This window comes from Rubeoparvulum massiliense, from assembly GCF_001049895.1.
GTDB lineage: Bacteria > Bacillota > Bacilli > Rubeoparvulales > Rubeoparvulaceae > Rubeoparvulum > Rubeoparvulum massiliense.
The window spans coordinates 1,113,098-1,135,403 of sequence record NZ_CVPE01000006.1 but is presented as its reverse complement, the minus strand read 5'-3'; the positions used below and the strand labels follow the sequence as shown (position 1 = coordinate 1,135,403).

Genomic DNA, 22,306 nt, shown 5'->3' with positions numbered 1-22,306 from the left:
AAAAGGGAGTGATGAGAATGAAGTTGAGAAAATCATTCATGTTATTATTAACGTTAGTCTTAGCCTTATCAATGATTCTTACAGCATGTGGTGGTAAACAGGAAGGTAGCACAGAGCCGAATAAGGGGGAGAATCCACCTCCAGCAGAGGAGAAGAAGGGTGAAGAGGGAGCGCCAAAAGAAGGCGGTGTTGTGGTCTATGGAATCGATGCTCCACCCAGTGGTGTTTTAGACCCTGCTTTTATTGGTAATGCTACAGATTCTGACGTTGCAGCTTTTATGCATGAATCCATGTTTACTAATGATGAAAATATTCAGATTCAGCCTAATCTTGCTACATGGGAGACGGAAGATAATAAAGTCTATACCTTTAAGCTGAAGCAGGGTGTGAAGTGGCATAATGGGGAAGAACTTACCATGGAAGACTGGAAGTTTGCCATGGAAGTACTGGCTCATCCTGATTATACAGGTCCCCGCTTCAACTATGTGGAGCATATTGAAGGCGCTGTTGAGATGAAGGATAAGAAGGCAGATGCCATCTCTGGTCTGGAGATTATCGATCCCTATACCATGAAGATCGCCTTCATAGAAGCACGTGTGAATAATCTAGAAAATCTATGGTCTCACCCCATGCCGAAGAAGCATTTTGAAGGCGTAGAGATCGCAAAGATGGAAGAATCAGAACAAGCACGGACCAAGCCTGTAGGCTTAGGACCGTTTAAAGTGAAGAGTGTTGTCCCCGGTGAGTATGTGGAATACGAGCGATTCGATGACTATTGGGATGGTAAGCCTTTACTTGATGGAATTACGGTGAAGGTGATCGATCCTTCCTTAACAGTCGGGGAGCTGCAAAATGAAAATATCCACATCATGGGGATTAAGCCCACATTGATTCCTGAAGTTGAAGCGCTACCCAATATGAAGGTAGAAACAGCCCGTGGCTTAAGCTATTCTTATGTTGGATTCAAGATGGGAACCTATGATAAGGATAAACGTGTTGCTACCATGGATCGTACGAAATTCCACAATAAGAATTTACGTAAAGCCATGTTCTATGCCCTTGATCGTGAGGCTGTAATCGATGCATATCTCGGTGGTGTAGCTGAGCCCATTAATACCCCTGTTCCATCCGTTCACTGGATTAAAGCGGATGAGAGCCTTTTAACACAATACAACTACGATCCAGAGAAAGCGAAGCAATTACTAGCTGAGGCAGGCTATAAGGATATTGATGGGGATGGATTTGTAGAAGATCCAGAAGGCAAACCATTGACCATGAAGTTCCAACACTATCAAGGACCTGCCACCTTTGAAGGGCGTGCCCAAGCCTTAACACAAATGTGGCGAGATATTGGTCTGAATGTGACCCTAGAGCCCTTAAAAGAAGGGAATCTCTACTATGACTTGCTGGAAAATGATGATCCAGAGTTTGAACTCTTCTTTGGTGGTTGGGTAACAGGTTCTGATCCAGATCCGAAGGGCCTCTGGCTCAGTACCGATCTTTGGAACTTCCCACGTTGGATCAATGAAGAGTCTGATGCCCTCTTACATCGTGGTACTTCTGAAGAGGCTTTCGATATTGAGAAACGGAAGGCTATCTATATAGAGTGGCAGAAGATCATGAATGAAGAGTTACCGATTCTTCCTCTATGGGAAAATGTAGACGTACATGCCATTAACGCCAAATTAAAAGGTGTTACCGTTGACTGGAGTGGAAATCAGCGTGACCCTCACAAGTGGTATTTGGAGCAATAAGATGAGAATTACGCAAGCATGCGTAGTTATTGTAATCTTGTAGAAGGTGAGGGGAAACAACGATGCTATCCTACACAATTCGGCGTCTCTTAATCACGATCCCCATGCTCTTTCTACTCTCGATTGTGGTCTTCTCCCTGGCAAAGATGATGCCAGGGGATGCCCTTTCGGGGGAGATCGATCCTACTAATACCACGCCAGAATATATCGCAGAGATGCGAGAAAAATTGGGCTATAATGACCCCGTTCATGAACAGTATCTACGGTGGGCTGGTTCTTTCATTCAAGGGGATTTTGGTAAATCCTTCGTCTATAAGCTTCCAGTGAAGGATGTTATTTTACAGCGTCTACCAAATACGATCTTTCTAGCCACAGTATCCCTAGTGATTACTTATATTCTCTCATTCATCATGGGGATGTATGCTGGGAGAAGGCCATATGGAATCGGAGATTATTCCATCGCCAGTTATAACTATTTTGCATTGGCTGTACCCAATTATGTCCTCGCTATCTTTGCTATTTATTTTTTTGCCTTTCATTTAGGTTGGCTTCCCTCCAATGGGTCGGTGGGCATTGGGAAGGTACCAGGCACATGGGAATATTGGCAGAGCCGGTTTTATCATGTCTTGTTGCCAGCCACCATTTTAGGAGTCTTTAGCACAGCTTCCTACACCCAATTTCTTCGCAATGATATTATTGAAAATAGTCGCAAAGATTTTGTCCGGACTGCAAGGGCAAAAGGAACAAGTGAAGGGATCATCTATAATAAGCATATCCTCCGTAATTCCTTGATCCCCTTAGTCACTATTTTTGGCTTTGATTTAGGTGGTATTGTTGGTGGTGCAGTGATTACAGAATCCATATTCACTTATCCGGGGATCGGTCAGCTTTTTCTAGACTCCATTACCCGTCGGGACTATGCTGTGGTGATGACGCTCACGCTATTTTTATCGCTCTTCACTTTGCTTGGAAACTTGGTTGCGGATCTACTCTATGGCGTAGCTGATCCCCGCATCCGGTTGGAATAGGGGGTGGGTAGATGGAACAGAATACACCAATGGTTGGTGAACAAGTAGATACTCCGGTGATTAAATCTTTATCACCATGGTCCATTGCTTTCGGAAAGTTTCGGCGAAATAAGGTAGCCATGATCAGTCTATGTGTTTTGGTGTTGATTACGCTGTTCTCTTTCCTTGCCCCCCTAATTTCTGGAATCAGCATGGAAGAAGTGAAGCGGGTTAATATCCGAGGGATCGATCAACCACCATCTAGTGCCCATTGGTTTGGTACAGATAGCAATGGGCGAGATGTCTTCGCACGACTCTTATACGGTGGGCAAACCTCATTACAGGTTGGCTTCTTCACTACCCTATTAGTGATCATCTATGGAACGGTCATCGGATCACTTGCTGGTTATTTTGGTGGTAGAATGGACCAACTCCTCATGCGGTTTACTGACTTTGTCTTAATCTTTCCTGCATTAATCTTTATTATCGTCCTCAATACCATCTTCATGGGAAAGCTAACGGGCGCATGGGTTTTAATTCTCGTTATGAGTGCCCTCTCCTGGGGTGGTGTGGCGCGGATGGTAAGGAGTAAAATTTTACAGGAAAAAGAGAATGATTATATCCTTGGAGCAGTCTCCATTGGAACCAAATCGCGCAGGATTATTACGAAACATTTATTACCCAATGTAATCTCCACAATTATTGTGCAAGCTACCCTATTGATGGCTGCGATGATTGTTTTGGAGACAGGACTTAGCTTTATTGGATTTGGTATCCCTCCAGAACAGCCAAGCTGGGGGAATATGTTGGCAGAGGCGCGGCAAACCAAGGTTTTACAGCAGCAGCCTTGGATGTGGTTGCCACCAGCTGCCATGTTGATCAGTACATTATTGTCCATCAACTTTATCGGAGAAGGGCTAAAAGATGCACTTAATCCTAAATCCAATCGCTAATAAAAAACAGTCACGATGTAAGTGACTGTTTTTTATTTCCCTAGATACTATGCAAAGTGATGGAAGTTACTTATGAAGAGAAGGATGTTGCATCCATTCTTGAAGAACCTCACTCGTTAGAGGTCCAATCCATTGGTCAATGATCATCCCTTTTTCGTTAATTAAATAGGTGGAGGGAATTGCAAAAACATTAAATTGCTTAGCTACTTGAGAGTTAGGGTCCAGGAGAATGGGAAAAGTAACCCCAAATTGTTCCAAAAATTTTTGAACCTCTTTTTCTCCTTTCTCTGTTTCAAAGAGATTGATTCCAATGATGGGCAAGAGCTCTTTCTTCTCCGTATAGAATTGCTGCATCACTGGCATCTCATCACGACAGGGGGGACACCAGCTAGCCCAGAAGTTCAGGATAAATGGGGTGGAGTGGGATTGACGAAGTTCATGTTCTTTCCCTTCTAAATCAGTGAGGGTGATTGATGGCAGTGGATCCCCGATGCGCAAGGGAAAATCCTTCTCCTTTTTTGCCATAACTGCATAGGGGTTAAGCAGAACAGTGAAAAACAGCAAACTCAATATGATTAAGTAAAGTGAACGTTTCATCAATCTTCCTCTTTCTGCAGAGCATTTATTGTTTCTAGATTAGATTGCTAAAAATGATGGTAAAATATACAGGCTCTTACTGCGAATCATTGTAAGTTGTTTTGAAGTGAGAAGATAAAAAGAAATAGGGGATATGCCCTATTCGGCATATCCCCTACGTTCTAGAACATGAAGATGCATTCATGTCCTTACTGAGCGTGTTCACGATTATATTTTGAATCTAATGAAGCATAAGCTGCAATGGCCATTAATATTACACAAGGAATGGCTGTCACTGCCACAATTAGACCACTTGTATCATTAATATAACCAATAAACATTAGGATCAGTGACAACACAACAAGTAGATTCATAATAAACTCCTCCTTATATCGTTCCATAATATTTTCCCCTTTATGATAAATTTGGCGAAATTGTGAACTTCTAAAACTATTGTAACGTATCGTTCACAAAAAGGGAATAGTTTTTTCACAGATTGTTCAAAAATATTGGGTATATGTTAAAAACATATAAACACTTTATTAATAGTGATAACTTAACTATAATAGAGATGAAGTCATGTTTACTTGAAAAGATGATAAAGGAGGCGTTCTAAAAATGACGCAAAATCATACGGTTACTTTTAAAGAAAAGCCAGTTACCTTGCTTGGGAAAGCATTAAATGTTGGCGACCTTGCCCCAGACTTTCGTGTTTTAGCCAATGACTTACAGGCGGTTACACTCGGAGATACCAAGGGAGTACGAATCTTCTCTGTTGTACCATCCTTGGATACTGGAGTTTGTGATGCCCAGACACGTCGCTTTAATGAAGAGGCAGCCAATCTACCTGGTGTGATGATCTACACCTTCTCGGTGGATCTCCCATTTGCCCAAAAGCGCTGGTGTGGAGCAGCAGGAATTGATCAAGTAGTTACTTTATCAGACCATCGTGATCTTTCATTTGGTCAAGCCTATGGCGTAGCCATCGAAGAGCTCCGCCTGTTGACACGGGCAGTATTTGTCCTTGATTCAGCCAATCGCTTGGTCCATGTAGAGTATGTTCCAGAGGCTACGAACCATCCCAATTATGAGGCAGCGATTGTGGCTGCGAAGCAAGCAAAATAACGAATCGCAAGATCGGTACGTAGAGAATAACCTACTCAAGCTGGCAGATGAACTGCCAGCTTTTTTTCTCCATTGCTTTCCAAAATCAGACATGATATCATACATATAGTTGTTTTATCAAACAAAATTCAATATATTGTGTTAGTCTGTTAGGCGCCGCAAGGCTTAATCGGGAATCCGGTGAGAGTCCGGAACTGTCCCCGCAACTGTAAATGTGGACGAAATGGAGAACCACTGTATTGGAAGGGTTGAATCGCCGCCAATATGGGAAGGACCAGAGTAGAGAGAAGCATAAGTCAGGAGACCTGCCTAGTAACAGACTGATGTTTCGCCTTCGGGGTCGTGGGGCAGGGACAAAGAATCTTCTAGATCAATCATGTTTCTTTCTAACAAAGATTCTTTTTTCCAACCATCCACGAAGGATGGTTTTTTTATTGGAAAGGATGGGATGTAGATGCAGGTCATGATGGGGTCAAGGATCGAAGAGCGATTTGGACAAGCATGTGAGGGGCTAGTTACTAGTGATCAAAGGGAAGAACTCTTACACCAGTGGCAGCAGGAGATGAATCAAAATCTATCAGCGGAGAAACAATTCCAACTTCTAATCCGATTAGCAGTAGAGCGTACCAGCGTGGAAGAGCCACAATGGCAATGGGTTGCAGGGCGTCTCTATCGTCAGATGCTCTATGGAGAAGTGAGTCAGAATCGTAATCTTGTGAATGGTGAGATCTATGATCATTTTCCCCAGTTTGTTCATGCCATGGTGGATGAAGGTTTATATGGCACCTATTTATTAGAATGCTATGGAGAAGAGGCGCTATTCCAGTTAGGGGAAGCGCTGAAGCCAGAACGCGACCAACTCTTTTCTTACCTTGGGATGAAGACATTGGCTGATCGTTATCTTTTACGGAGGAATGGTGAAGACTTATTGGAATTACCGCAGCAGCTCTTCATGGGGGTGGCCATGCACCTCGCTATGAATGAAGAAGAGCCTGTAAAATGGGCGAAGCAATTCTATGATGTACTTTCCTTATTAGAATTGACAGTGGCAACACCTACTCTGGCTAATGCTCGTACCACTCACCCTCAATTATCCAGTTGCTTTATTGACACGGTGGATGATGATCTCTGGAGTATCTATCATGCGGATCAGCAGTTTTCACAGGTGTCCAAGATGGGTGGCGGACAAGGGATCTATCTAGGGAAGGTACGGGCAAAGGGCTCCTCCATTCGCCATGTACGAGGGGCCTCAGGCGGGGTCATCCCCTGGGTGAAGAACTATAATAATACCGCCATTGCTGTAGATCAGCTCGGGGTACGGAAGGGAGCGGTTGCCATCTATCTCGATATCTGGCATCGGGATGTGCTGGATTTCCTCCAGGTACGCACTAATAACGGGGATGATCGTATGAAAGCCCATGATATTTTCCCTGCGGTCTCTATACCTGATTCATTCATGGAGCAAGTAGAGGAACGGGGGATGTGGTATCTCTTCGATCCTTATGAAGTGAAGAAGGTGATGGGCTATCGCCTGGAGGATTATTATGGTGAAGCATTTTCCAAGCGGTACTGGGACTGTGTCAGGGAAGAACGCTTAACCCATTATGAAATCCCTGCCATTGAAGTGATGAAGCTCATCATGCAGAGCGCCTATGAAACAGGGACACCCTTCTGCTTCTTCCGCGATACAGTGAATCGATATAACCCCAATAAGCATAAGGGGATGATCTATTCTTCGAATCTATGTACGGAAATCTGTCAAAACATGAGTCCCACTACTTTTCAATCCCTTACTGTAGCAGGGGATGAAATCATGGAACGGAGAGTAAGTGGCGATTTCGTCGTCTGCAATCTTTCTTCTCTCAATCTTGGCCGAGTTCAGACCAAGGAAGAGATTCGCCGTGTGGTTCATCTCCAAATGCGCATGCTGGATAATGTCATCGACCTGAATGCTTATCCTGTACCAGAGGCACGGATTACCAGTGAACGTTATCGAGCTGTGGGATTAGGAACCAGCGGCTATCATCATTTTCTCGCAACTCATGGGGTTGATTGGGAATCTGATGAACATCTTCAGAGCGCTGATCAATTATATGAGTGGATCAATTACTGTGCTATTGAAGGTTCAATGCTCCTTGCTAAAGAACGTGGAGTCTATCCCTATTATCAGGGCAGTGATTGGGAGAGTGGAGAATACTTCCATTTACGACAGTATGATGATGCGAAGTGGTTAGATCTACAAGCTGAGATTGGGAAGTACGGTGTACGCAATGGCTACATGCTGGCGATTGCACCGACTAGTACTACATCCTATATTGCAGGAACTACGGCGGGTATCGATCCAGTCTTTCGGCGCTTCTTTATGGAGGAGAAGAAGGATGGGACCATTCCCGTTACAGCACCAGATCTATCTCCGCAAAACTTCTGGTATTACAAGGAGGCTCATCGGATCGATCAGAGCTATAGCATCGCTGCAGCTGCACGGCGACAACGTCATATCGATCAAGCCCAATCCTTCAATCTCTATATCACACCGGATATTACAGCAAAACAGTTTCTTTCCTATTATATAGAGGCTTGGAAACAGGGCCTGAAGACGATCTATTATGTACGAAGTCAAAGCATGGAGATCGAAGAATGTGTGAGCTGTTCGTCTTGAGATCTTCGCGATCAGCTTTAGAGCATCTTGAGAAGTTTCTTCGTGCCAATAGGGTCTGATGAAGGGAGAGGAAATCATTGCAATTAGAGAAAAAGCGACTCTTTAATGAAGATGGGGAACGAGATTGGGGCGAACGTCGCATCGTCGGCGGAAATAGTAGCAATCTCATTGAGTTGAATCATATTAAGTATGAATGGGCCTATAAGATGTATCGCGCCATGATGAATAATTTCTGGATTCCCGAGGAGATTCCCTTAGCCCAGGATGCCAAGGATTATCAGACGAAGTTGTCCACAGGTGAAAAGCGGGCGTATCATAAGATTCTCAGCTTTCTCATCTTCTTAGATTCAATCCAGACCAATAATCTACCTAATATTAATGATTATATTACTGCACCAGAGGTAAATCTCTGCTTAAGTGTTCATGCGTTCCAAGAAGCGGTCCATTCTCAGAGCTATGGATATATTCTAGAGAGTGTGGTCACACCGGAGATTCGGGAACAGATCTATCAAGAATGGCGGGATGATCCTCATCTATTGAAGCGGAATCGTTTTATTACCGATCTATATGAAGCTTTTTTAGCCAATCCTACTGAAAAACAGCTGATCAAGACCATGATGGCCAATTATATCTTAGAAGGAATCTATTTTTATAGTGGCTTCTCCTTCTTCTTTGCACTGGCGCGTATGGAGAAAATGATGGGGACAGCCACAGAGATCAAATATATTCAGCGGGATGAGTTAACTCATCTCGCCTTATTCCAAGCCATCTTTCAGGAGCTGCGGCGGGAGAATTCAAGCTGGTTCACCCAAGACTTAATAGAGGAGCTACGGGGGATGATGGCAGAAGCGGTGGAGCATGAGATTGCTTGGGGTCAATATGTGATGAATGAAGAGATACCAGGGCTTACTAACGAGGCGATCAACCTCTATATCCGTTATCTTGGCAATCAAAGGTTAGAACGTTTAGGGCTTGAGCCTCTCTATCCAGAGGTGAAGGATCATCCCTTGCGCTGGGTAGAACGCTTCAATGACTTAAATGGTGTGAAGACTGATTTCTTTGAGCAGAAGGTCACCAATTACAGCAAGGCAGGTAATCTAGATTGGGATGATCTATAAGTGAATTAATTGGTAGCGAAGCGATGGGTTATGATCATGACCATCGCTTTTTTATAACTCAGCATCGAACCAATTCTTCTATATCACAAGGAGAAATGGTAACATGGATAGAATGAAAAGGATAAATGATCTCATCGTAGTGTGTATTTGATAAAAAGGAAATGGTAATGGTTTGAAGGGAGCAAGGCTAGATGGATCAATTTGAATTGGAAATATATAAGGAACTCCAAGCCTGGCAGCGGAAGATGGAGCGGCCAGCTAGCAACCTCTCTTTTCAACAGTCCGTGAAGGGAATTCAGAATCGCTTTAACCAAATGATTCCTCAGAGGTTCCAAAACCTAATGACTTCCAGCATCAGGAATATGGTACAGGCCACGTTAAATGGCTCGCAGTATACCACGAAGGTTCCTCGTATTGAGGCGTATACATTATACCGCCGTGAGCGTCTATTCGATGAGGCACTGAATCAGTATAAAAAAACGGCGGCTGTAGAAGGTGCAGGGACTGGGGCTGGTGGGATCTTCTTGGGATTGGTTGATTTCCCATTGCTTCTCAGTATCAAGATGAAATTTCTCTTTCAAGGAGCGGCCATCTATGGTCACGACATCCATGATTATCGCGAGCGTCTCTATCTCCTTTACATCTTTCAATTGACTTACTCTAGTAAAGCCTGGCAGGAGAAGGTATATACCCGTATGAAGAACTGGTCCACTTACGTTCACACACTTCCTCCTCGTCTTGATTATACCCAAGAGGTGGATTGGGAAAAGCTGCAGATCGAATATCGCGATCATCTCGATCTAGTCAAGATGCTCCAAATGCTCCCAGGTGTCGGAGCGATTGTGGGAGCATGGGCCAATTATCATCTGCTCGAACAATTAGGGGAAACAGCACGCAATAGTTTTCGCATGCGCTATTTTGATAAAATGCCACCGTTGACCTAATCTTAGCAATTTGAAGCACGCGATATGCTGCTTTGCACCTCCTTCATTGAAAGAATTACTGGAAAAGGGTAGAATATAATTGTGACAAATTTATTAACAAAATCGTTCTCTTGTACGTAGAGAGTTTTCTAGAGATGAAAAGAGGAGCGGTTGCTATGAAAAAGAGAATGGTCATTCTTGGTGGCGGTTATGCGGGCATGCGTCTGTTACAGCGATTACTACCTACTCTTCCTTCTGACCGTGAAGTGATTCTAATTGATCGTTTACCTTATCATACATTTAAGGTAGAGTACTATGCATTAGCTGCAGGTACAGAGCCAGCTGCTAGTTTAACCTATCCATTTCCTGATCATCCATCGTTATCGAAGATATATGGTGAAGTGCAAGCTATCGATCCTGAGGAGAAGGTGGTGCTTGTTCGGGAAGCAGGGACCATCCCCTATGATGAACTGGTGATTGCAGTAGGTTGCGTCGATCATTATCAGGGGATCCCTGGTGCTGAAGAACATGCCCTGAGTATTCAAACCATAAAAAAAGCGCAGCACGCCTCGCAAAAACTAACCACGCTGGATCCCTATGAGAAGGTGGCCATTATTGGTGGGGGCCTAAGTGGGGTTGAGTTAGCTGCAGAGTTGCGTGAGTCACGGGCTGATTTAAATATCACCATCATTAATCGTGGTGATGGTGTCCTTAGTCCTTTTCCTCAGAAACTACGGAATTATGTGAGTAAATGGTTTATCGAGAATGATGTTCAACTCTTGAATCATCAGAGTGTGACAAGGGTAGGTGCAGATCATTTACAAGTGGAGAATGGAGAAGAGCTTTCATGTGATGCTATCGTCTGGTCGGCAGGGATTCGTCCTTCCCATGTGGTAGATGATATTCCTGGAGAACGTGATCGGAATGCGCGTATCCTAGTGAAGGAAGACTATTCTCATCCTCAATATCCTGATCTCTATGTGATTGGTGATTGTGCATCGGCAGAGTTTGCACCGAGTGCGTATCTGGCAGAGAAGATGGCCGATCGGCTGGTGATGGTTCTACAAGCGAAGTGGAAGGGTGAGACGGTGGAGCTTCCACGCCTCAAGCTCAGCGCTATGTTCGGCTCCCTCGGCAAGAAACAAGGCTTTGCCGTCATTGGTGATACGCCCTTGCTAGGTCGTGTCCCACGAATTTTGAAGTCGGGCGTATTGTGGATTTATAAGTACCATCTGGGATAATGAATAGGTTAAAAAGAAGGGGCTGTCCAATAAGTCCCCAAATGAAAAGTTGGACGGAATAACGTAATGTTTTCCGTCCAACTTTTTTACGTGTTTGTTTTTGTATGAAAGTAGTGAGGCGGATGCCTGCTACTTTCAGTAGATTGTGGGCTAAAGCCACAATTCCAAACTTCACATGCACCTTTTCCAAGCCCCGTAAGGAAAAGCGGCGGAACGATCGATTGCCCTTGATGTGACCAAATACGCTCTCGACCTCCACTTTACGTCGAGCATAGATCACGGATTTTGGGTCATCCTCAAGGGCTGTTTTCGCTTTTGCTTTTAACTCTTCCCATATCGTATTCCAGTGAACCTGACGGTTCCCTTTAGCCTTTGTGCATGCTGGTTTCAACGGGCAATCGCTACAATCTTCACATTCATAGACTTTAAAGCTTTGCTTCAAGCCCGAGTGCGTCTTTTTCGTCTGGTACTTTTTAAACCGGACGTGCCGGCCATTCGGGCACACAAAACGATCCTCCAGCTCTTCATACGTCCAATTAGTAGCATGCCGAATGTCTCTTTTGTAGCCTCTGGTCTTCTCTTTTAGGTAAAGCCCATAGGGAATCAGAACATCAAAACGCGGGTCTTTTTCCTCGCCGATCGCATACAAGTAGTTTTCCTCACTGCCATAACCCGCATCGGCAATCACCGTTTTGGGCATCGGCAAGGAAGATGCTGCAAGTCGCTCCATATGTGGAATGAAGCAGCGCGTATCCGTGGGTCGCTGATGAAGGCTATAATACAAAATAAATGGGTTCTCCGTTGCCATCTGGACATGATACCCCGGCTTCAGTTAGCCATTCTTCATGTGGTCTTCCTTCATTCGCATAAATGTTGCGTCTGGATCGGTTTTGGAATAGCTGTTCCGATCACCGAAGCAGGCTTTCTGTTGCTCGTATTTCGCTAATCGTGGGAGATAATCCTCGCGCAGGAGCTTCAGCGGTTTTTTCAAGGCACTGCGTTGCTCCCGTAAGATCTGTCGTGTCGCCACACTGTTTTCCGAAGCGATTTGCTCGGATAATACCTCGATCTTTTCCTCAAGTACGGCCGTTGTCTCTTCTAATCGGGCAGACAGTGCTTCTGGCGCTGTATCTCCATGGTCGCTGACTTCCTGATGTGTGATCTCGTGAATGTGACGAAGGGTTGCTTGAATCCTTTCTTTCAATTTCTCTTCAAATCGCAGCGTCGATTTTTTCCACACAAAGGAATACTAGTTGGCATGGGCTTCGATCTTGGTGCCATCCAGAAAATAATGCTCCATTGTGATGTAGTTGTCCGCGATGAGCTTTCGGATCATCGTTTCAAATCGTTCATCCATGAACGCCTTCATCCGTTGACCACGGAAGTCATTCAGCGTACGGAAATCGGATTGTTTCATGGCGGCTAGCCACATGGCTGGGATATTTTCTTGCAGCAGCTTTTCGATGCCGCGACAGGAATAGACTTTTTGTGAGTAGCCGTAAAGGATCATCTTCAGCATCATTTTGGGGTGGTAGGCGCGACGACCTCCACCTGTATAATGAACAAACAACTGATCGTCTGGGATGGCTTCAATCATCTCATCAATGACACGAGCCACATGGTGAGCAGGGATCAACGATTCCAGATCTAATCTTAAAATGGTGGTGTCGTAACTTTCATTTTATAGGAATAGACGGTTTTTTTGCGTACATTTTTAACATTCAACAAAAATGGGGCGTCCAGATGTCAGCTTTCACTGACTTTCTGGACAGCCCCTTCTTCATAAATTCGCCTTATGTCAATATTTTTTACCATCGAATACTAGATACTACATCACTTGGATTTGGTCCGATAATACTCATGGAAACTCTGGCACTAGTGTTAAAATTTTTATTGATTGTGAAGCCTATGGTAACGGTAGTTGAATTGTTAGTAATGTCTTCAACATTTTCATAATACTTACCACCGGCGTAAATTAAATCTACATCTATTCCACCAGTTGTTACAAACGATTTTGCTTCGCCTGCACTCATTGAGATTGAACCATTTAAAGTACTATCACCACTAATATCATAGGTCCTTCTAAATGTGTTTCCACTTCTTTCCCATGCATCCCTAGGTGAGTCAACTTTAACCCCGTTCACATCAGTTCGATAATGTATTATATTACCGATGGACCAAGTCCTTTCATCATTATGAACAACTGTTACTTCTGCTAGTATTTTCCCCTGGAAAGTAGCCCCAGTTTCATAGCCCATAATTTTTATGGGGTATTGATTAGTTTTATAATATACTTCAGAAGTAGTGTATCCAGAACCATAAGGTACAATATCTGTAGCATTTACATTTGCACCAACAAAAACGAACAAAATTGAAAAAATAGTCAAAATCTTTTTCATAATATACCTCCCTCACTTTATCAGCTTGTCTAATATTGACATAAGGCTTGTAATCCTCATATCATAAAATGTGGTATAATAGGAATAATATAAAAAACGGTAAATTAAGAGGTGCAATATGTTGAAAAGAATAATAATTGTCTGCATGATATTGTTTTTATCTGGTTGTAATGTTCCGCAGAAGGCTGGCATGGAAACGATAGAATCTCAAGGAGAAGCCTTATTTAAGAAAGAAGAATATAAGGAAGTCTTAAGGATATATGAAAATATACCAGAGAAAAATCTAACTGAAAATAGTTTATATTATAAGGCAATTTCTGAGATAAAATTAGACCGATTCAAGGATAGCATTGATACATTTACTTTGTTACTTGAAAGAGCACCAGATTACAAGGATCTTCAGTCTATCTATTATAATATGGGATACTCATATTATTCATTAGATCAATTTCAAGAATCATTAGATTATTACCATGCTTATTTTAGTATTACACAAGAAGAGAGCGCCTTAGACTATATTGTTTATCATAAAATGGTAGATGCATACTTAAGCTTAGAAGAGTATGATACCGCAATTGCTGTACTAGAAGAAATGGAATCAAAATATCATAGTAAAAGTTTGAAGCAAGGTGTTTTGGAACGACTTGGAAATCTAAATGTGTTTATCCATGAATATACGAAATCAATTGAATATTATCAAAAATACTTAAAACTTGATCCAGACAATGTTCATATTAAAATCGAATATTGTAAAGCGTTGATATTCAATGGTAATTTAGATGAGGCAGAGAAAAAATTAGAAGCTTTACTAGACATACCATTAACGAATGAAGAAAAAGAAAGAGTCACAGGATGGTTAGATGAAATTCATGATGAACGAAATAAATGAAAATAAATGATATAGTACAATTCACTAGTGTTGCATAAATAAGGATAGAATATTTTGCTTATTGATTCTCTCACTTTTACCATAGAACGTTTTAATCTTCACATACTGCTTCAACCAGTTGATCTGAAAGGATCTTAGTATTTTCACCGGTGTCAAAGGATTTAATGGGATGAGTGATGGCATTGGCTTTCAAACGGGACACGAAAAAATAGCAGTTATCCGTCATACGATCAAAGCGTTCGTAGTCGATGTACCCTTGATCAAACACATACGTCGCGTTCTTGTCATCGATGAGAACTTCCAATTGCCCGCGATCGTGTTCTTTAGCGGGTGTAATCGTGAGTTGGTCAGGATAGGTCATGTGTTGGTCCATCATTACTAAGCGTAGATGGACTTTGATTCCTGCCTTCGTCTTCCGAAAATCCGCCCAAGCATACTTCCCTAAATTCAACGGGATAGTAGTTGAATCAATGATATTCAATGGCATGGATGGTTGGGTCTTTTGATGGAAAGCCTTTATTTTACTGACCAGTTGGAAGAATATTATGGTCATCACATCCGATGGAATTTCACGATTCCGTCGCGATAGCTGAGCGAGAAGCATCAATTTCAAGTAAGTTTCTGTCGTTATCTTTTTTGTGTAGTAGTCAAGGTTCCGTATTATGACCTGTTCATCAAAAAAGTCAAAATTGATGGGAGAAATCCATTTACCAAATGACGAAATTAGTGTATCCTTGTCCATGTGAACGATCCTTTACGTTGGATTTGGACAGGAACCACCTGTCTTTCCATTGTAAAGGATTTTTTATTGTATGGACCTATAAATATTGAATATTTTTTATATTTGAGGAGCAAGGATATTATAAAAGGCAAAGATCAGATAACGAATGGCTATCCGATCTTTGTCTTTCTGTATTCGCTTCATTGCTCATCATTGGCCCATAACTCTGGATCCTCGCGAAAAAGAATCTGTAAGTCATGAATGATGCTGGCTAACTTGGCAATTTCACGGTTTATCTCGCAGGAGCGCTGAAAGTTCTCTTCCTCTTGGAGTAGTTGTTGCTGCTCCTTGATGCTTTGCTCCATGGCGTAGATTCGTTCTGGAATTTTGGCACGCTGTTGCTGCCAAAGTTCAATGATCAAGCCTTGTTCTTGACTCGTGTAGGATCTCCATTCCTGCTCTAATCGTGGAAGGGAGACCCCGAGTCGTTCATCATATTGAAAGTGATGCTCCATCTTGTATCACTCCCCATCGTATTCCATGCTCTTTTCCTCATTGTAACGAAAATGTGAAGGATTGGGGAGGGTACAAGTATCGGGAAGCATGATTATTGGCGAACCTCAATGGCTGGAAGGATAGCACCCTCATATTTCTCATTGATATATTTGGCTACATCCTCCGAGGTGATGGCATTGATCAATTTTTCGATTTCCGGACGTGTTTCATCACCTTTACGAATGGCCAGTACATTGGCATAAGGAGAATCCTTCTCTTCAAGGAAGAGGGCATCATTCAATGGATTTAAGCCAGCAGGGATGGCAAAGTTGGTATTGATGACTGCAAGCTCCACATCTTCGAGGTTACGAGGAAGCATGGCTGCATCCATGGGAACAACGGATACCTTGGAATCGGTAATATCCAATTCAGTTGCGGCAATACCAGCGCCCTCTTTCAAGGTGAGAAGGTCAGCTTTTTCAAGTAGTAACAAAGCACGACCTAGGTTGGAAGGGTCATTAGGAACAGCTACCTTTGCGCCATCTTTGACTTGGTTCAGGTCTTCAACCTTTTTGGAATAGATGCCCATGGGCTCAAGATGAACCTTCGCTGCCCAATCAATGGCTAGATTATGCTTTGCACTAAAGTCTTCGAGGTAAGGGATGTGTTGGAAGAAGTTGGCATCGATCTCTTTGTCATTGAGATTTTGATTGGGTAGTACATAGTCCTGATAGGTAATGACTTCCAGCTTAACCCCTTCTGCTTCCAACAATGGTTTAACAACATTTTCTAGGATCTCGGAATGAGGGACTGGTGTGGCACCCACTTTTATGGTAACCACCTCTTGAGAGCCAGCGTCTGCTTTTTCTGATGCTGCGGTCTCTTTATTATCACTGCTCGTAGCTTTGTCGCTTCCGCAACCAGCCAGTCCAAGAGAGGCAACGATTAATAGAAAAGTAAGACCAAATAATACCCATTTTTTCTTCATTTTGAACACTCCTATCTTTTATCAATTTTTTTTACTATGAAATCACCGCTCATCTGAATCAATTGAACAAGAATGACAAGGATGAGGGTGGTAATCAACGTGGTTTTATAATCAAAGGCATAGTAACCAAAGCGAATGGCCAAATCGCCTAAACCACCGGCTCCTACCACACCTGCCATGGCAGTAAAACCCACTAAATTGACCATGGTGACTGTGATACCGGAGATGATCCCTGGTCGAGCCTCTGGTAGAAGCACCTTCCAGATGATGTTCCAGCGACTAGCACCCATAGATTCCGCTGCTTCAATGACACCCTTATTCACTTCACGTAAGGAGGTCTCAACAAGGCGTGCAACAAAGGGCGCAGCACCTACCACCAAGGGAATGATGGCTGCTGTAGGACCAACACTGGTCTGTACGAGCCAACGTGTTACAGGAATCAAAAGTAGAATCAAGATAATAAAAGGAATGGACCGGAAGAGATTGACAAGTAATCCGCTTATACGATGGATTATCTGAGCACCCCATCCTTTATACATCCCCAGCTCAGGGTTGCTCATGAAGAGTAGGATGCCTAAGGGGATTCCGATTAAGGTAGCAAAGAGGGTTGAACTAAATAGCATATAGAGCGTATCTAAGGTAGCATCCCATAAGATATTCCAAGTCATCCTTCTATCCCTCCTTCTTCCCATTTATTAGGTAGAATGGAGTCTGCTAAGAGTTGTTGCGTAACACCGTGTTGAGGTGCTTGAATGATATCTCGTGTCGGACCCATCTCTACAATTCTTCCATGATCGATAACAGCGATGCGATCGCAGATACTTTTTACTACATCCATCTCATGGGTGATAAGAACGACGGTGATCCCAGTCTTTTTTTGAATCTGCTTCAATAGTTGAAGGATGTCTTGGGTGGTTTTGGGATCAAGAGCAGAGGTGGCTTCATCACTTAAAAGAATTTTTGGATTATTGGCCAGTGCCCTCGCAATCCCTACCCGTTGCTTTTGACCACCACTCAGTTCTGCAGGATAGGCGTCTTCCTTACCAGTTAGACCAACCAATGAGATTAATTCCTGAATTCGTGCTGTTCTTACATCCTTTGGAACCTTGGCAATCTCCAGTGGGAAAGAGATATTTTCCGCCACAGTACGGGACCAGAGCAAGTTGAAATGTTGGAAGATCATTCCGATAGATTGACGAAGCTGTTGCAATTCCTTTCTTCGCAGTGTTTCTAAATGGATGTTATCGATCCATATATCACCGGTGCTTACCTCTTCAAGGCGATTGATCAAGCGTATCAACGTACTTTTTCCTGCGCCACTCTTTCCGATGATGCCAAAAATTTCGCCATCCTCAATAGTGAGGGAGATATCCTGAAGGGCATGGAAGGATTCGCCTTTTCGCTGATAGGTTTTACTGACGTTGCTTAGCTGTATCATCTTCCCACTTCCTTACTTTATATTGTTGACTCATGCTGATCAAAAAAACTTCCCGTCTGACAAATCAGACGGGAAGCGTTCACACGAAACGAAACCCTCTCATCTGTCAGAATCGTAACATTCTGCAGGAATTAGCACCTTTCAAGCGTGTAGGCTTGATGGTTGCTGGGCTTCATCGGGCCAGTCCCTCCACCTCTCTCGATAAGAGATTACGTATTATCATTCAATTGTTAATATGGTTTACACTATAGCAGTCATGTACCCATATGTCAATATCTTTTTCTAATGTTTGATTCAAAGATGAAGTGTTGTACAATGATAAGATAAGTAAGGTTGAGCTATGCCAAACATGTGATGAAAAGGATGTTCATGATGACAAAGGATCCAGCAAACACACGTGTCGTAATCGGGATGTCTGGCGGCGTTGATTCTTCGGTAGCCGCATTACTTCTCAAAGAACAAGGCTACGATGTAATCGGCCTTTTTATGAAGAATTGGGATGATACCGATGAGCTCGGTCATTGTACAGCCACCGATGATTATGAGGATGTACGAAAGGTTGCCAACCAGATTGGCATTCCCTATTACACGGTCAATTTCGAGAAAGAGTACTGGGATAAGGTGTTCCGTTACTTCCTTGATGAATATGAGCGAGGAAGAACACCTAATCCTGATGTCATGTGTAATAAAGAGATTAAATTTAAGGCGTTTTTAGAACGGGCGCTGCAATTAGGTGCCGATAAGATCGCTACAGGCCACTATGCTCGCGTAGAAGAACGGTCTGGACAGTATTATCTTCTCCGTGGCGTAGATCAGAATAAGGACCAAACTTATTTTCTCAATGCCTTGAATCAATACCAGGTTTCTAAGGCACTCTTTCCCATCGGTCACCTGCAAAAGAAGGAAGTACGAGAGATTGCCCGACGAGCCGGTCTAAGCACTGCGGAGAAGAAGGATAGCACAGGGATCTGCTTCATTGGTGAGCGGGACTTTAAACTCTTCCTACAGCAATATCTTCCTGCTCAACCTGGTGAGATGCGGACGTTAGATGGCGAAGTGAAGGGTCAACATGATGGCTTAATGTATTATACATTAGGACAACGTCATGGCCTTGGGATTGGTGGGTCTGGGACAGGCGAACCTTGGTTTGTTGTAGGTAAGGATTTAGAGGAGAATGTCCTGTATGTTGCCCAGGGCTACCATCATCCAGCCCTCTATACCCACGGATTATGGGCATCAGAGCTTAATTGGATCGCTGGAAATCCTCCTGCATCACAGTTTATCTGCACTGCGAAGTTCCGTTATCGTCAACCTGATCAACAAGTTACTGTAGAGATCTTGGAGGGGAATCGTTGCCGTGTTCTTTTTGCTGAAGCACAGCGTGCCATTACACCTGGACAATCAGTGGTTTTCTATGATGGCGAGGTCTGCTTAGGCGGGGGACAGATTGATGAGACGTGGAAGGAGGAGTAATCCTCCTTCTTTTTTAATCAGTTGCCTAGTTGCCAGTTAAGCAGTTCCGGTGATATTTCTTTAGACCATCGGGGCAAAAGGCGAAGCGAATTGCTTCGCTGAATAGGTGAGAAAATGCTGGCAATGGGGGCAGTGATAATAGTGATTACAGTAGAGGAGATGGATAGGGTCCGAACCTTCTAAAGTTTGAACATGACTAATCTCTCGATAAGGACTATAGGGAGCATAGTAGTCGCTTACTTTTCCATGTTCCTCCATGAGGGCACCACAATGAGGACAAGCTAAATGAATTAATTCAATACCATTACATATGGGACAGATCTGCATTGGATTCCTCCTAGGATGATGTTAGGATTAGCGTTCCCACATCAGCATGACCTCATGAGCCCTTTTAGCATGAGATGGAACATGAATTTTTAAGCCGAAAGGAGTACAATGATATGAGAGAAATTTCCTTTGTCTCTGAAGCGATAAGCGCTTCATAATAAAGGAGGCGATTTACATAATTCGCAAGGCTTATGGTAATTAAATCAGTGGAAATAATGGCGAATATCATGGTAATGGAAGGGAGTAAGTCTCCGTGGACGAGTTAGAACAACTAGATGAGCAGTATCTCATGAACACATATCATCGTTTACCCATGATCATTGAGCGTGGAGAAGGAAATTACTTATATGATATAGATGGTAATGCCTATCTTGATCTTTTTACAGGACTTGCGGTGAACCTCTTAGGTCATCATCATCCTGTCCTATTAGAAGCATTTCATGAGCAAGGTGAGCACTATCTCCATCTCTCCAATCAATTCTACAATCCTCCTGCGCTCCACTTAGCCAAGATGCTTGTGGATCATTCCATTCCTGGCAAAGTCTTTTTTGCCAATTCTGGAACGGAAGCCACCGATGCTGCCCTGAAGCTCTTACATAAGTGGCGCTGTCATGGTCATGAAGGCCAAAATGGAATTGTAGTATTGAAGAATAGCTTCCATGGCCGTAGCTTTGGAGCGATGAGGATGACACGGCAAGCCTCGGTCTATCAGGATTATCCTGTTCCTAATATTCCAATCTTTGAGGTGACACCGAATCACCTAGAGGAACTGGAGAAAATATTACAAACAGAAAAGCCAGTGGCCTTCCTAGTAGAACCCGTGCAAGGCTTTGGTGGTATTGTTCCTCTAACAACAGAATTTTTACAAGGAGCAGAGCAGCTCTGTCGCCAACATGGTGTTTTATTGGCTGTGGATGAGATTCAGACTGGAATGGGACGAACAGGCAAGCTCTTTGCTTATCAACATGCGGGCATTACCCCGAATTTAATCTTCTTTGGGAAAGGTGTAGGTGGAGGATTACCTTTAGGTGGGATTATTGCAGGGAAGGAACTACAGGATCTCTTCCAGTCTGGTGATCATGGCTCTACCTTTGCACCTTCACCTGTGAGCGCAGCCTTAGGGAATGCAGCTATTCGCTTTATCCTATCAGGAGATTTTCTCCAAGAAGTAGGGCGGAAGGCTGCCTACTTCCGTGAAGGTTTAGAAAAGATGCAGCAGGAATTTCCTCATGTCGAAGAGGTTCGGGGCTTAGGAATGATGATGGGCGTGGTGATGTCACTTCCTCCAGAAGAAGTAGCTCTCATACAAAAGCGCCTTGTCCAACGTGGTTTTTTGATCAATGTCACCCAAAAACGGATTCTCCGTTTCCTTCCGCCATTGACCATTACCAATCGTGAGCTAGCAGCCACCTTGGAAGTTCTCTATGATGAACTCCAAGGACTTGAAGAACGTTGGAAAATGATTGGCTAAACCATGAGCTTATTATGAGAAAGCGATTCCATAGGCTATTCATAATATGATGGGGTACCTTCCACACCTTAGCAATATCCAAGGCTAACGATAAAGTTGATTCGAAAATGTTTATACTTATCATAAACACTGTTATAATGATGATAAGTGATTATAGTTGGTTGGATCTTGTTAGAAGGAGGTACTTACAACATGAATAGCATTTTCCATACACAAATAAGTCCTCATCTCTTAATGATAATCAGTACGCTATTTGGGATCATGATGGCTTCCATGGTGATTGTGATCCGCTTAAAGGCGGCGAAACGACCTACATCAATGAAAAGAATCATCCTTCCACCTTTCTTTATGAGTACGGGATTCTTGATGTTTCTCTTTCCCATCTTCCGTGTAGACTGGTTTTCTGCACTGGAGTCATTTTTAGTGGGTACACTCTTTTCCATCCCACTCATTCTTACATCCCGTTTTGAGGTGATGGGTACAGCGGTTTACTTAAAACGTTCAAAAGCATTTCCTTTCATCCTAATTGGTTTACTCTTAATTCGTGTGACTATGAAGATAATTATGGGAGAACTTATTTCAGTTGAAGCAACAGCAGGACTCTTTTTTATCCTTGCATTTGGGATGATTTTACCTTGGCGGGTTGCCATGGCGCTGATGTACCAGCGACTCTTGAAAAAACATGAGGCAGAGCTAACCCTTGAAAAAGCAGTCTAAGATTAACATGGTGGAACATAATACAAAAAGGA

24 protein-coding genes and 2 riboswitches are annotated in these 22,306 nt (G+C 43.1%); of the genes, 12 read left to right on the top strand and 12 right to left on the bottom strand.

All coding sequences use genetic code 11. The features are described from left to right. Positions 1-17 precede the first annotated feature (17 nt). The 3 genes from opp4A to opp4C all read left to right on the top strand — a co-directional run bounded on the left by opp4A (position 18) and on the right by opp4C (position 3,714). The gene (gene opp4A / locus BN1691_RS13305; RefSeq protein WP_082147172.1) at positions 18-1,754 is read left to right on the top strand and encodes an oligopeptide ABC transporter substrate-binding protein; all 1,737 of its coding nucleotides are present in this window, start codon (positions 18-20) and stop codon (positions 1,752-1,754) included. 62 nt (positions 1,755-1,816) lie between these two features. Further along, the gene (gene opp4B / locus BN1691_RS13300; RefSeq protein ID WP_048602647.1) at positions 1,817-2,782 is read left to right on the top strand and encodes an oligopeptide ABC transporter permease; all 966 of its coding nucleotides are present in this window, start codon (positions 1,817-1,819) and stop codon (positions 2,780-2,782) included. Between the two features lie 11 nt (positions 2,783-2,793). Next, complete coding sequence (opp4C, locus tag BN1691_RS13295) at positions 2,794-3,714, top strand: oligopeptide ABC transporter permease (RefSeq protein ID WP_048602646.1); 921 nt, start codon at positions 2,794-2,796, stop codon at positions 3,712-3,714. A 66-nt stretch (positions 3,715-3,780) separates the two neighbouring features. On the opposite strand, the gene BN1691_RS13290 is transcribed toward opp4C, so the two are convergent. Both BN1691_RS13290 and BN1691_RS13285 read right to left on the bottom strand, forming a co-directional pair. After that, positions 3,781-4,311 (bottom strand): TlpA family protein disulfide reductase, encoded by a 531-nt coding sequence (locus BN1691_RS13290; RefSeq protein WP_048602645.1) that lies wholly within the window; start codon positions 4,309-4,311, stop codon positions 3,781-3,783. 188 nt (positions 4,312-4,499) lie between these two features. Beyond that, positions 4,500-4,691 (bottom strand): hypothetical protein, encoded by a 192-nt coding sequence (locus tag BN1691_RS13285; protein WP_048602644.1) that lies wholly within the window; start codon positions 4,689-4,691, stop codon positions 4,500-4,502. Positions 4,692-4,908: 217 nt separating this feature from the next. On the opposite strand from BN1691_RS13285, the gene tpx reads away from it, so the two are divergent. The 5 genes from tpx to BN1691_RS13260 all read left to right on the top strand — a co-directional run bounded on the left by tpx (position 4,909) and on the right by BN1691_RS13260 (position 11,356). Then, positions 4,909-5,415: a thiol peroxidase gene (gene tpx / locus BN1691_RS13280; RefSeq protein WP_048602643.1), complete on the top strand. Its 507-nt coding sequence runs from the start codon at positions 4,909-4,911 to the stop codon at positions 5,413-5,415. A 134-nt stretch (positions 5,416-5,549) separates the two neighbouring features. After that, positions 5,550-5,742: riboswitch (cobalamin riboswitch) on the top strand. Between the two features lie 127 nt (positions 5,743-5,869). Next, on the top strand, positions 5,870-8,074 hold the full coding sequence (locus BN1691_RS13275; protein WP_053083778.1) for a ribonucleoside-diphosphate reductase subunit alpha: 2,205 nt from the start codon (positions 5,870-5,872) through the stop codon (positions 8,072-8,074). Between the two features lie 77 nt (positions 8,075-8,151). Then, positions 8,152-9,192, top strand: coding sequence for a ribonucleotide-diphosphate reductase subunit beta (locus BN1691_RS13270; protein ID WP_048602642.1), 1,041 nt, complete (start codon positions 8,152-8,154; stop codon positions 9,190-9,192). 191 nt (positions 9,193-9,383) lie between these two features. Next, positions 9,384-10,136, top strand: a complete 753-nt coding sequence (locus tag BN1691_RS13265) for an EcsC family protein (protein ID WP_048602641.1) — start codon at positions 9,384-9,386, stop codon at positions 10,134-10,136. Positions 10,137-10,291: 155 nt separating this feature from the next. Further along, on the top strand, positions 10,292-11,356 hold the full coding sequence (locus tag BN1691_RS13260) for an NAD(P)/FAD-dependent oxidoreductase (RefSeq protein ID WP_048602640.1): 1,065 nt from the start codon (positions 10,292-10,294) through the stop codon (positions 11,354-11,356). Here BN1691_RS13260 and BN1691_RS13940 read toward each other — a convergent pair. The 4 genes from BN1691_RS13940 to BN1691_RS13245 form a co-directional block, all read right to left on the bottom strand. Next, positions 11,271-12,188 carry a transposase gene (locus tag BN1691_RS13940; protein ID WP_261795605.1) on the bottom strand — a complete coding sequence of 306 codons (918 nt, stop codon included), beginning with the start codon at positions 12,186-12,188 and terminating at the stop codon, positions 11,271-11,273. The genes BN1691_RS13260 and BN1691_RS13940 overlap by 86 nt on opposite strands. Then, a complete protein-coding gene (locus tag BN1691_RS13255; RefSeq protein ID WP_053083776.1) occupies positions 12,189-12,560 on the bottom strand; it encodes a hypothetical protein in 372 nt (123 codons plus the stop codon). A gap of 45 nt (positions 12,561-12,605) precedes the next feature. Continuing rightward, positions 12,606-12,992: a transposase gene (locus tag BN1691_RS13250; protein ID WP_053083775.1), complete on the bottom strand. Its 387-nt coding sequence runs from the start codon at positions 12,990-12,992 to the stop codon at positions 12,606-12,608. Positions 12,993-13,164: 172 nt separating this feature from the next. Then, on the bottom strand, positions 13,165-13,755 hold the full coding sequence (locus BN1691_RS13245; RefSeq protein WP_048602639.1) for a hypothetical protein: 591 nt from the start codon (positions 13,753-13,755) through the stop codon (positions 13,165-13,167). Between the two features lie 118 nt (positions 13,756-13,873). Between BN1691_RS13245 and BN1691_RS13240 the strand changes: the two genes are divergently transcribed. Beyond that, the gene (locus tag BN1691_RS13240) at positions 13,874-14,644 is read left to right on the top strand and encodes a tetratricopeptide repeat protein (protein WP_147545899.1); all 771 of its coding nucleotides are present in this window, start codon (positions 13,874-13,876) and stop codon (positions 14,642-14,644) included. Positions 14,645-14,735: 91 nt separating this feature from the next. Here BN1691_RS13240 and BN1691_RS13235 read toward each other — a convergent pair whose 3' ends face one another. The 5 genes from BN1691_RS13235 to BN1691_RS13215 form a co-directional block, all read right to left on the bottom strand. Then, a complete protein-coding gene (locus BN1691_RS13235) occupies positions 14,736-15,386 on the bottom strand; it encodes a transposase (protein ID WP_053083774.1) in 651 nt (216 codons plus the stop codon). A 179-nt stretch (positions 15,387-15,565) separates the two neighbouring features. Continuing rightward, positions 15,566-15,880, bottom strand: a complete 315-nt coding sequence (locus BN1691_RS13230; RefSeq protein WP_048602637.1) for a hypothetical protein — start codon at positions 15,878-15,880, stop codon at positions 15,566-15,568. 92 nt (positions 15,881-15,972) lie between these two features. Next, complete coding sequence (locus BN1691_RS13225) at positions 15,973-16,848, bottom strand: MetQ/NlpA family ABC transporter substrate-binding protein (protein ID WP_048602636.1); 876 nt, start codon at positions 16,846-16,848, stop codon at positions 15,973-15,975. Positions 16,849-16,859: 11 nt separating this feature from the next. Continuing rightward, entirely contained in the window at positions 16,860-17,516 is a 657-nt protein-coding gene (locus BN1691_RS13220) for a methionine ABC transporter permease (RefSeq protein WP_048602635.1), read from the bottom strand. Beyond that, entirely contained in the window at positions 17,513-18,286 is a 774-nt protein-coding gene (locus BN1691_RS13215; protein ID WP_053083773.1) for a methionine ABC transporter ATP-binding protein, read from the bottom strand. The genes BN1691_RS13220 and BN1691_RS13215 overlap by 4 nt, the downstream gene beginning before the upstream one ends. A gap of 96 nt (positions 18,287-18,382) precedes the next feature. Continuing rightward, a riboswitch (SAM riboswitch) is annotated at positions 18,383-18,494 on the bottom strand. A 164-nt stretch (positions 18,495-18,658) separates the two neighbouring features. Between BN1691_RS13215 and mnmA the strand changes: the two genes are divergently transcribed. After that, complete coding sequence (mnmA, locus tag BN1691_RS13210) at positions 18,659-19,759, top strand: tRNA 2-thiouridine(34) synthase MnmA (RefSeq protein ID WP_147545896.1); 1,101 nt, start codon at positions 18,659-18,661, stop codon at positions 19,757-19,759. A gap of 60 nt (positions 19,760-19,819) precedes the next feature. Here mnmA and BN1691_RS13205 read toward each other — a convergent pair whose 3' ends face one another. After that, positions 19,820-20,086, bottom strand: coding sequence for a hypothetical protein (locus BN1691_RS13205; protein ID WP_048602634.1), 267 nt, complete (start codon positions 20,084-20,086; stop codon positions 19,820-19,822). 253 nt (positions 20,087-20,339) lie between these two features. On the opposite strand from BN1691_RS13205, the gene BN1691_RS13200 reads away from it, so the two are divergent. Then, positions 20,340-21,557 carry an aspartate aminotransferase family protein gene (locus tag BN1691_RS13200; RefSeq protein WP_147545893.1) on the top strand — a complete coding sequence of 406 codons (1,218 nt, stop codon included), beginning with the start codon at positions 20,340-20,342 and terminating at the stop codon, positions 21,555-21,557. A gap of 192 nt (positions 21,558-21,749) precedes the next feature. After that, positions 21,750-22,274, top strand: coding sequence for a CcdC family protein (locus BN1691_RS13195; RefSeq protein WP_082147171.1), 525 nt, complete (start codon positions 21,750-21,752; stop codon positions 22,272-22,274). Positions 22,275-22,306 lie beyond the last annotated feature (32 nt).

Coding starts and splice junctions, on each gene's coding strand:
- opp4A (WP_082147172.1), top strand. CDS start 18: ATGAAGTTGAGAAAATCATTCATGTTATTATTAACGTTAGTCTTAGCC.
- opp4B (WP_048602647.1), top strand. CDS start 1,817: ATGCTATCCTACACAATTCGGCGTCTCTTAATCACGATCCCCATGCTC.
- opp4C (WP_048602646.1), top strand. CDS start 2,794: ATGGAACAGAATACACCAATGGTTGGTGAACAAGTAGATACTCCGGTG.
- BN1691_RS13290 (WP_048602645.1), bottom strand. CDS start 4,311: ATGAAACGTTCACTTTACTTAATCATATTGAGTTTGCTGTTTTTCACT.
- BN1691_RS13285 (WP_048602644.1), bottom strand. CDS start 4,691: ATGGAACGATATAAGGAGGAGTTTATTATGAATCTACTTGTTGTGTTG.
- tpx (WP_048602643.1), top strand. CDS start 4,909: ATGACGCAAAATCATACGGTTACTTTTAAAGAAAAGCCAGTTACCTTG.
- BN1691_RS13275 (WP_053083778.1), top strand. CDS start 5,870: ATGCAGGTCATGATGGGGTCAAGGATCGAAGAGCGATTTGGACAAGCA.
- BN1691_RS13265 (WP_048602641.1), top strand. CDS start 9,384: ATGGATCAATTTGAATTGGAAATATATAAGGAACTCCAAGCCTGGCAG.
- BN1691_RS13260 (WP_048602640.1), top strand. CDS start 10,292: ATGAAAAAGAGAATGGTCATTCTTGGTGGCGGTTATGCGGGCATGCGT.
- BN1691_RS13245 (WP_048602639.1), bottom strand. CDS start 13,755: ATGAAAAAGATTTTGACTATTTTTTCAATTTTGTTCGTTTTTGTTGGT.
- BN1691_RS13240 (WP_147545899.1), top strand. CDS start 13,874: ATGTTGAAAAGAATAATAATTGTCTGCATGATATTGTTTTTATCTGGT.
- BN1691_RS13235 (WP_053083774.1), bottom strand. CDS start 15,386: ATGGACAAGGATACACTAATTTCGTCATTTGGTAAATGGATTTCTCCC.
- BN1691_RS13230 (WP_048602637.1), bottom strand. CDS start 15,880: ATGGAGCATCACTTTCAATATGATGAACGACTCGGGGTCTCCCTTCCA.
- BN1691_RS13225 (WP_048602636.1), bottom strand. CDS start 16,848: ATGAAGAAAAAATGGGTATTATTTGGTCTTACTTTTCTATTAATCGTT.
- BN1691_RS13220 (WP_048602635.1), bottom strand. CDS start 17,516: ATGACTTGGAATATCTTATGGGATGCTACCTTAGATACGCTCTATATG.
- BN1691_RS13215 (WP_053083773.1), bottom strand. CDS start 18,286: ATGATACAGCTAAGCAACGTCAGTAAAACCTATCAGCGAAAAGGCGAA.
- mnmA (WP_147545896.1), top strand. CDS start 18,659: ATGACAAAGGATCCAGCAAACACACGTGTCGTAATCGGGATGTCTGGC.
- BN1691_RS13205 (WP_048602634.1), bottom strand. CDS start 20,086: ATGCAGATCTGTCCCATATGTAATGGTATTGAATTAATTCATTTAGCT.
- BN1691_RS13195 (WP_082147171.1), top strand. CDS start 21,750: ATGAATAGCATTTTCCATACACAAATAAGTCCTCATCTCTTAATGATA.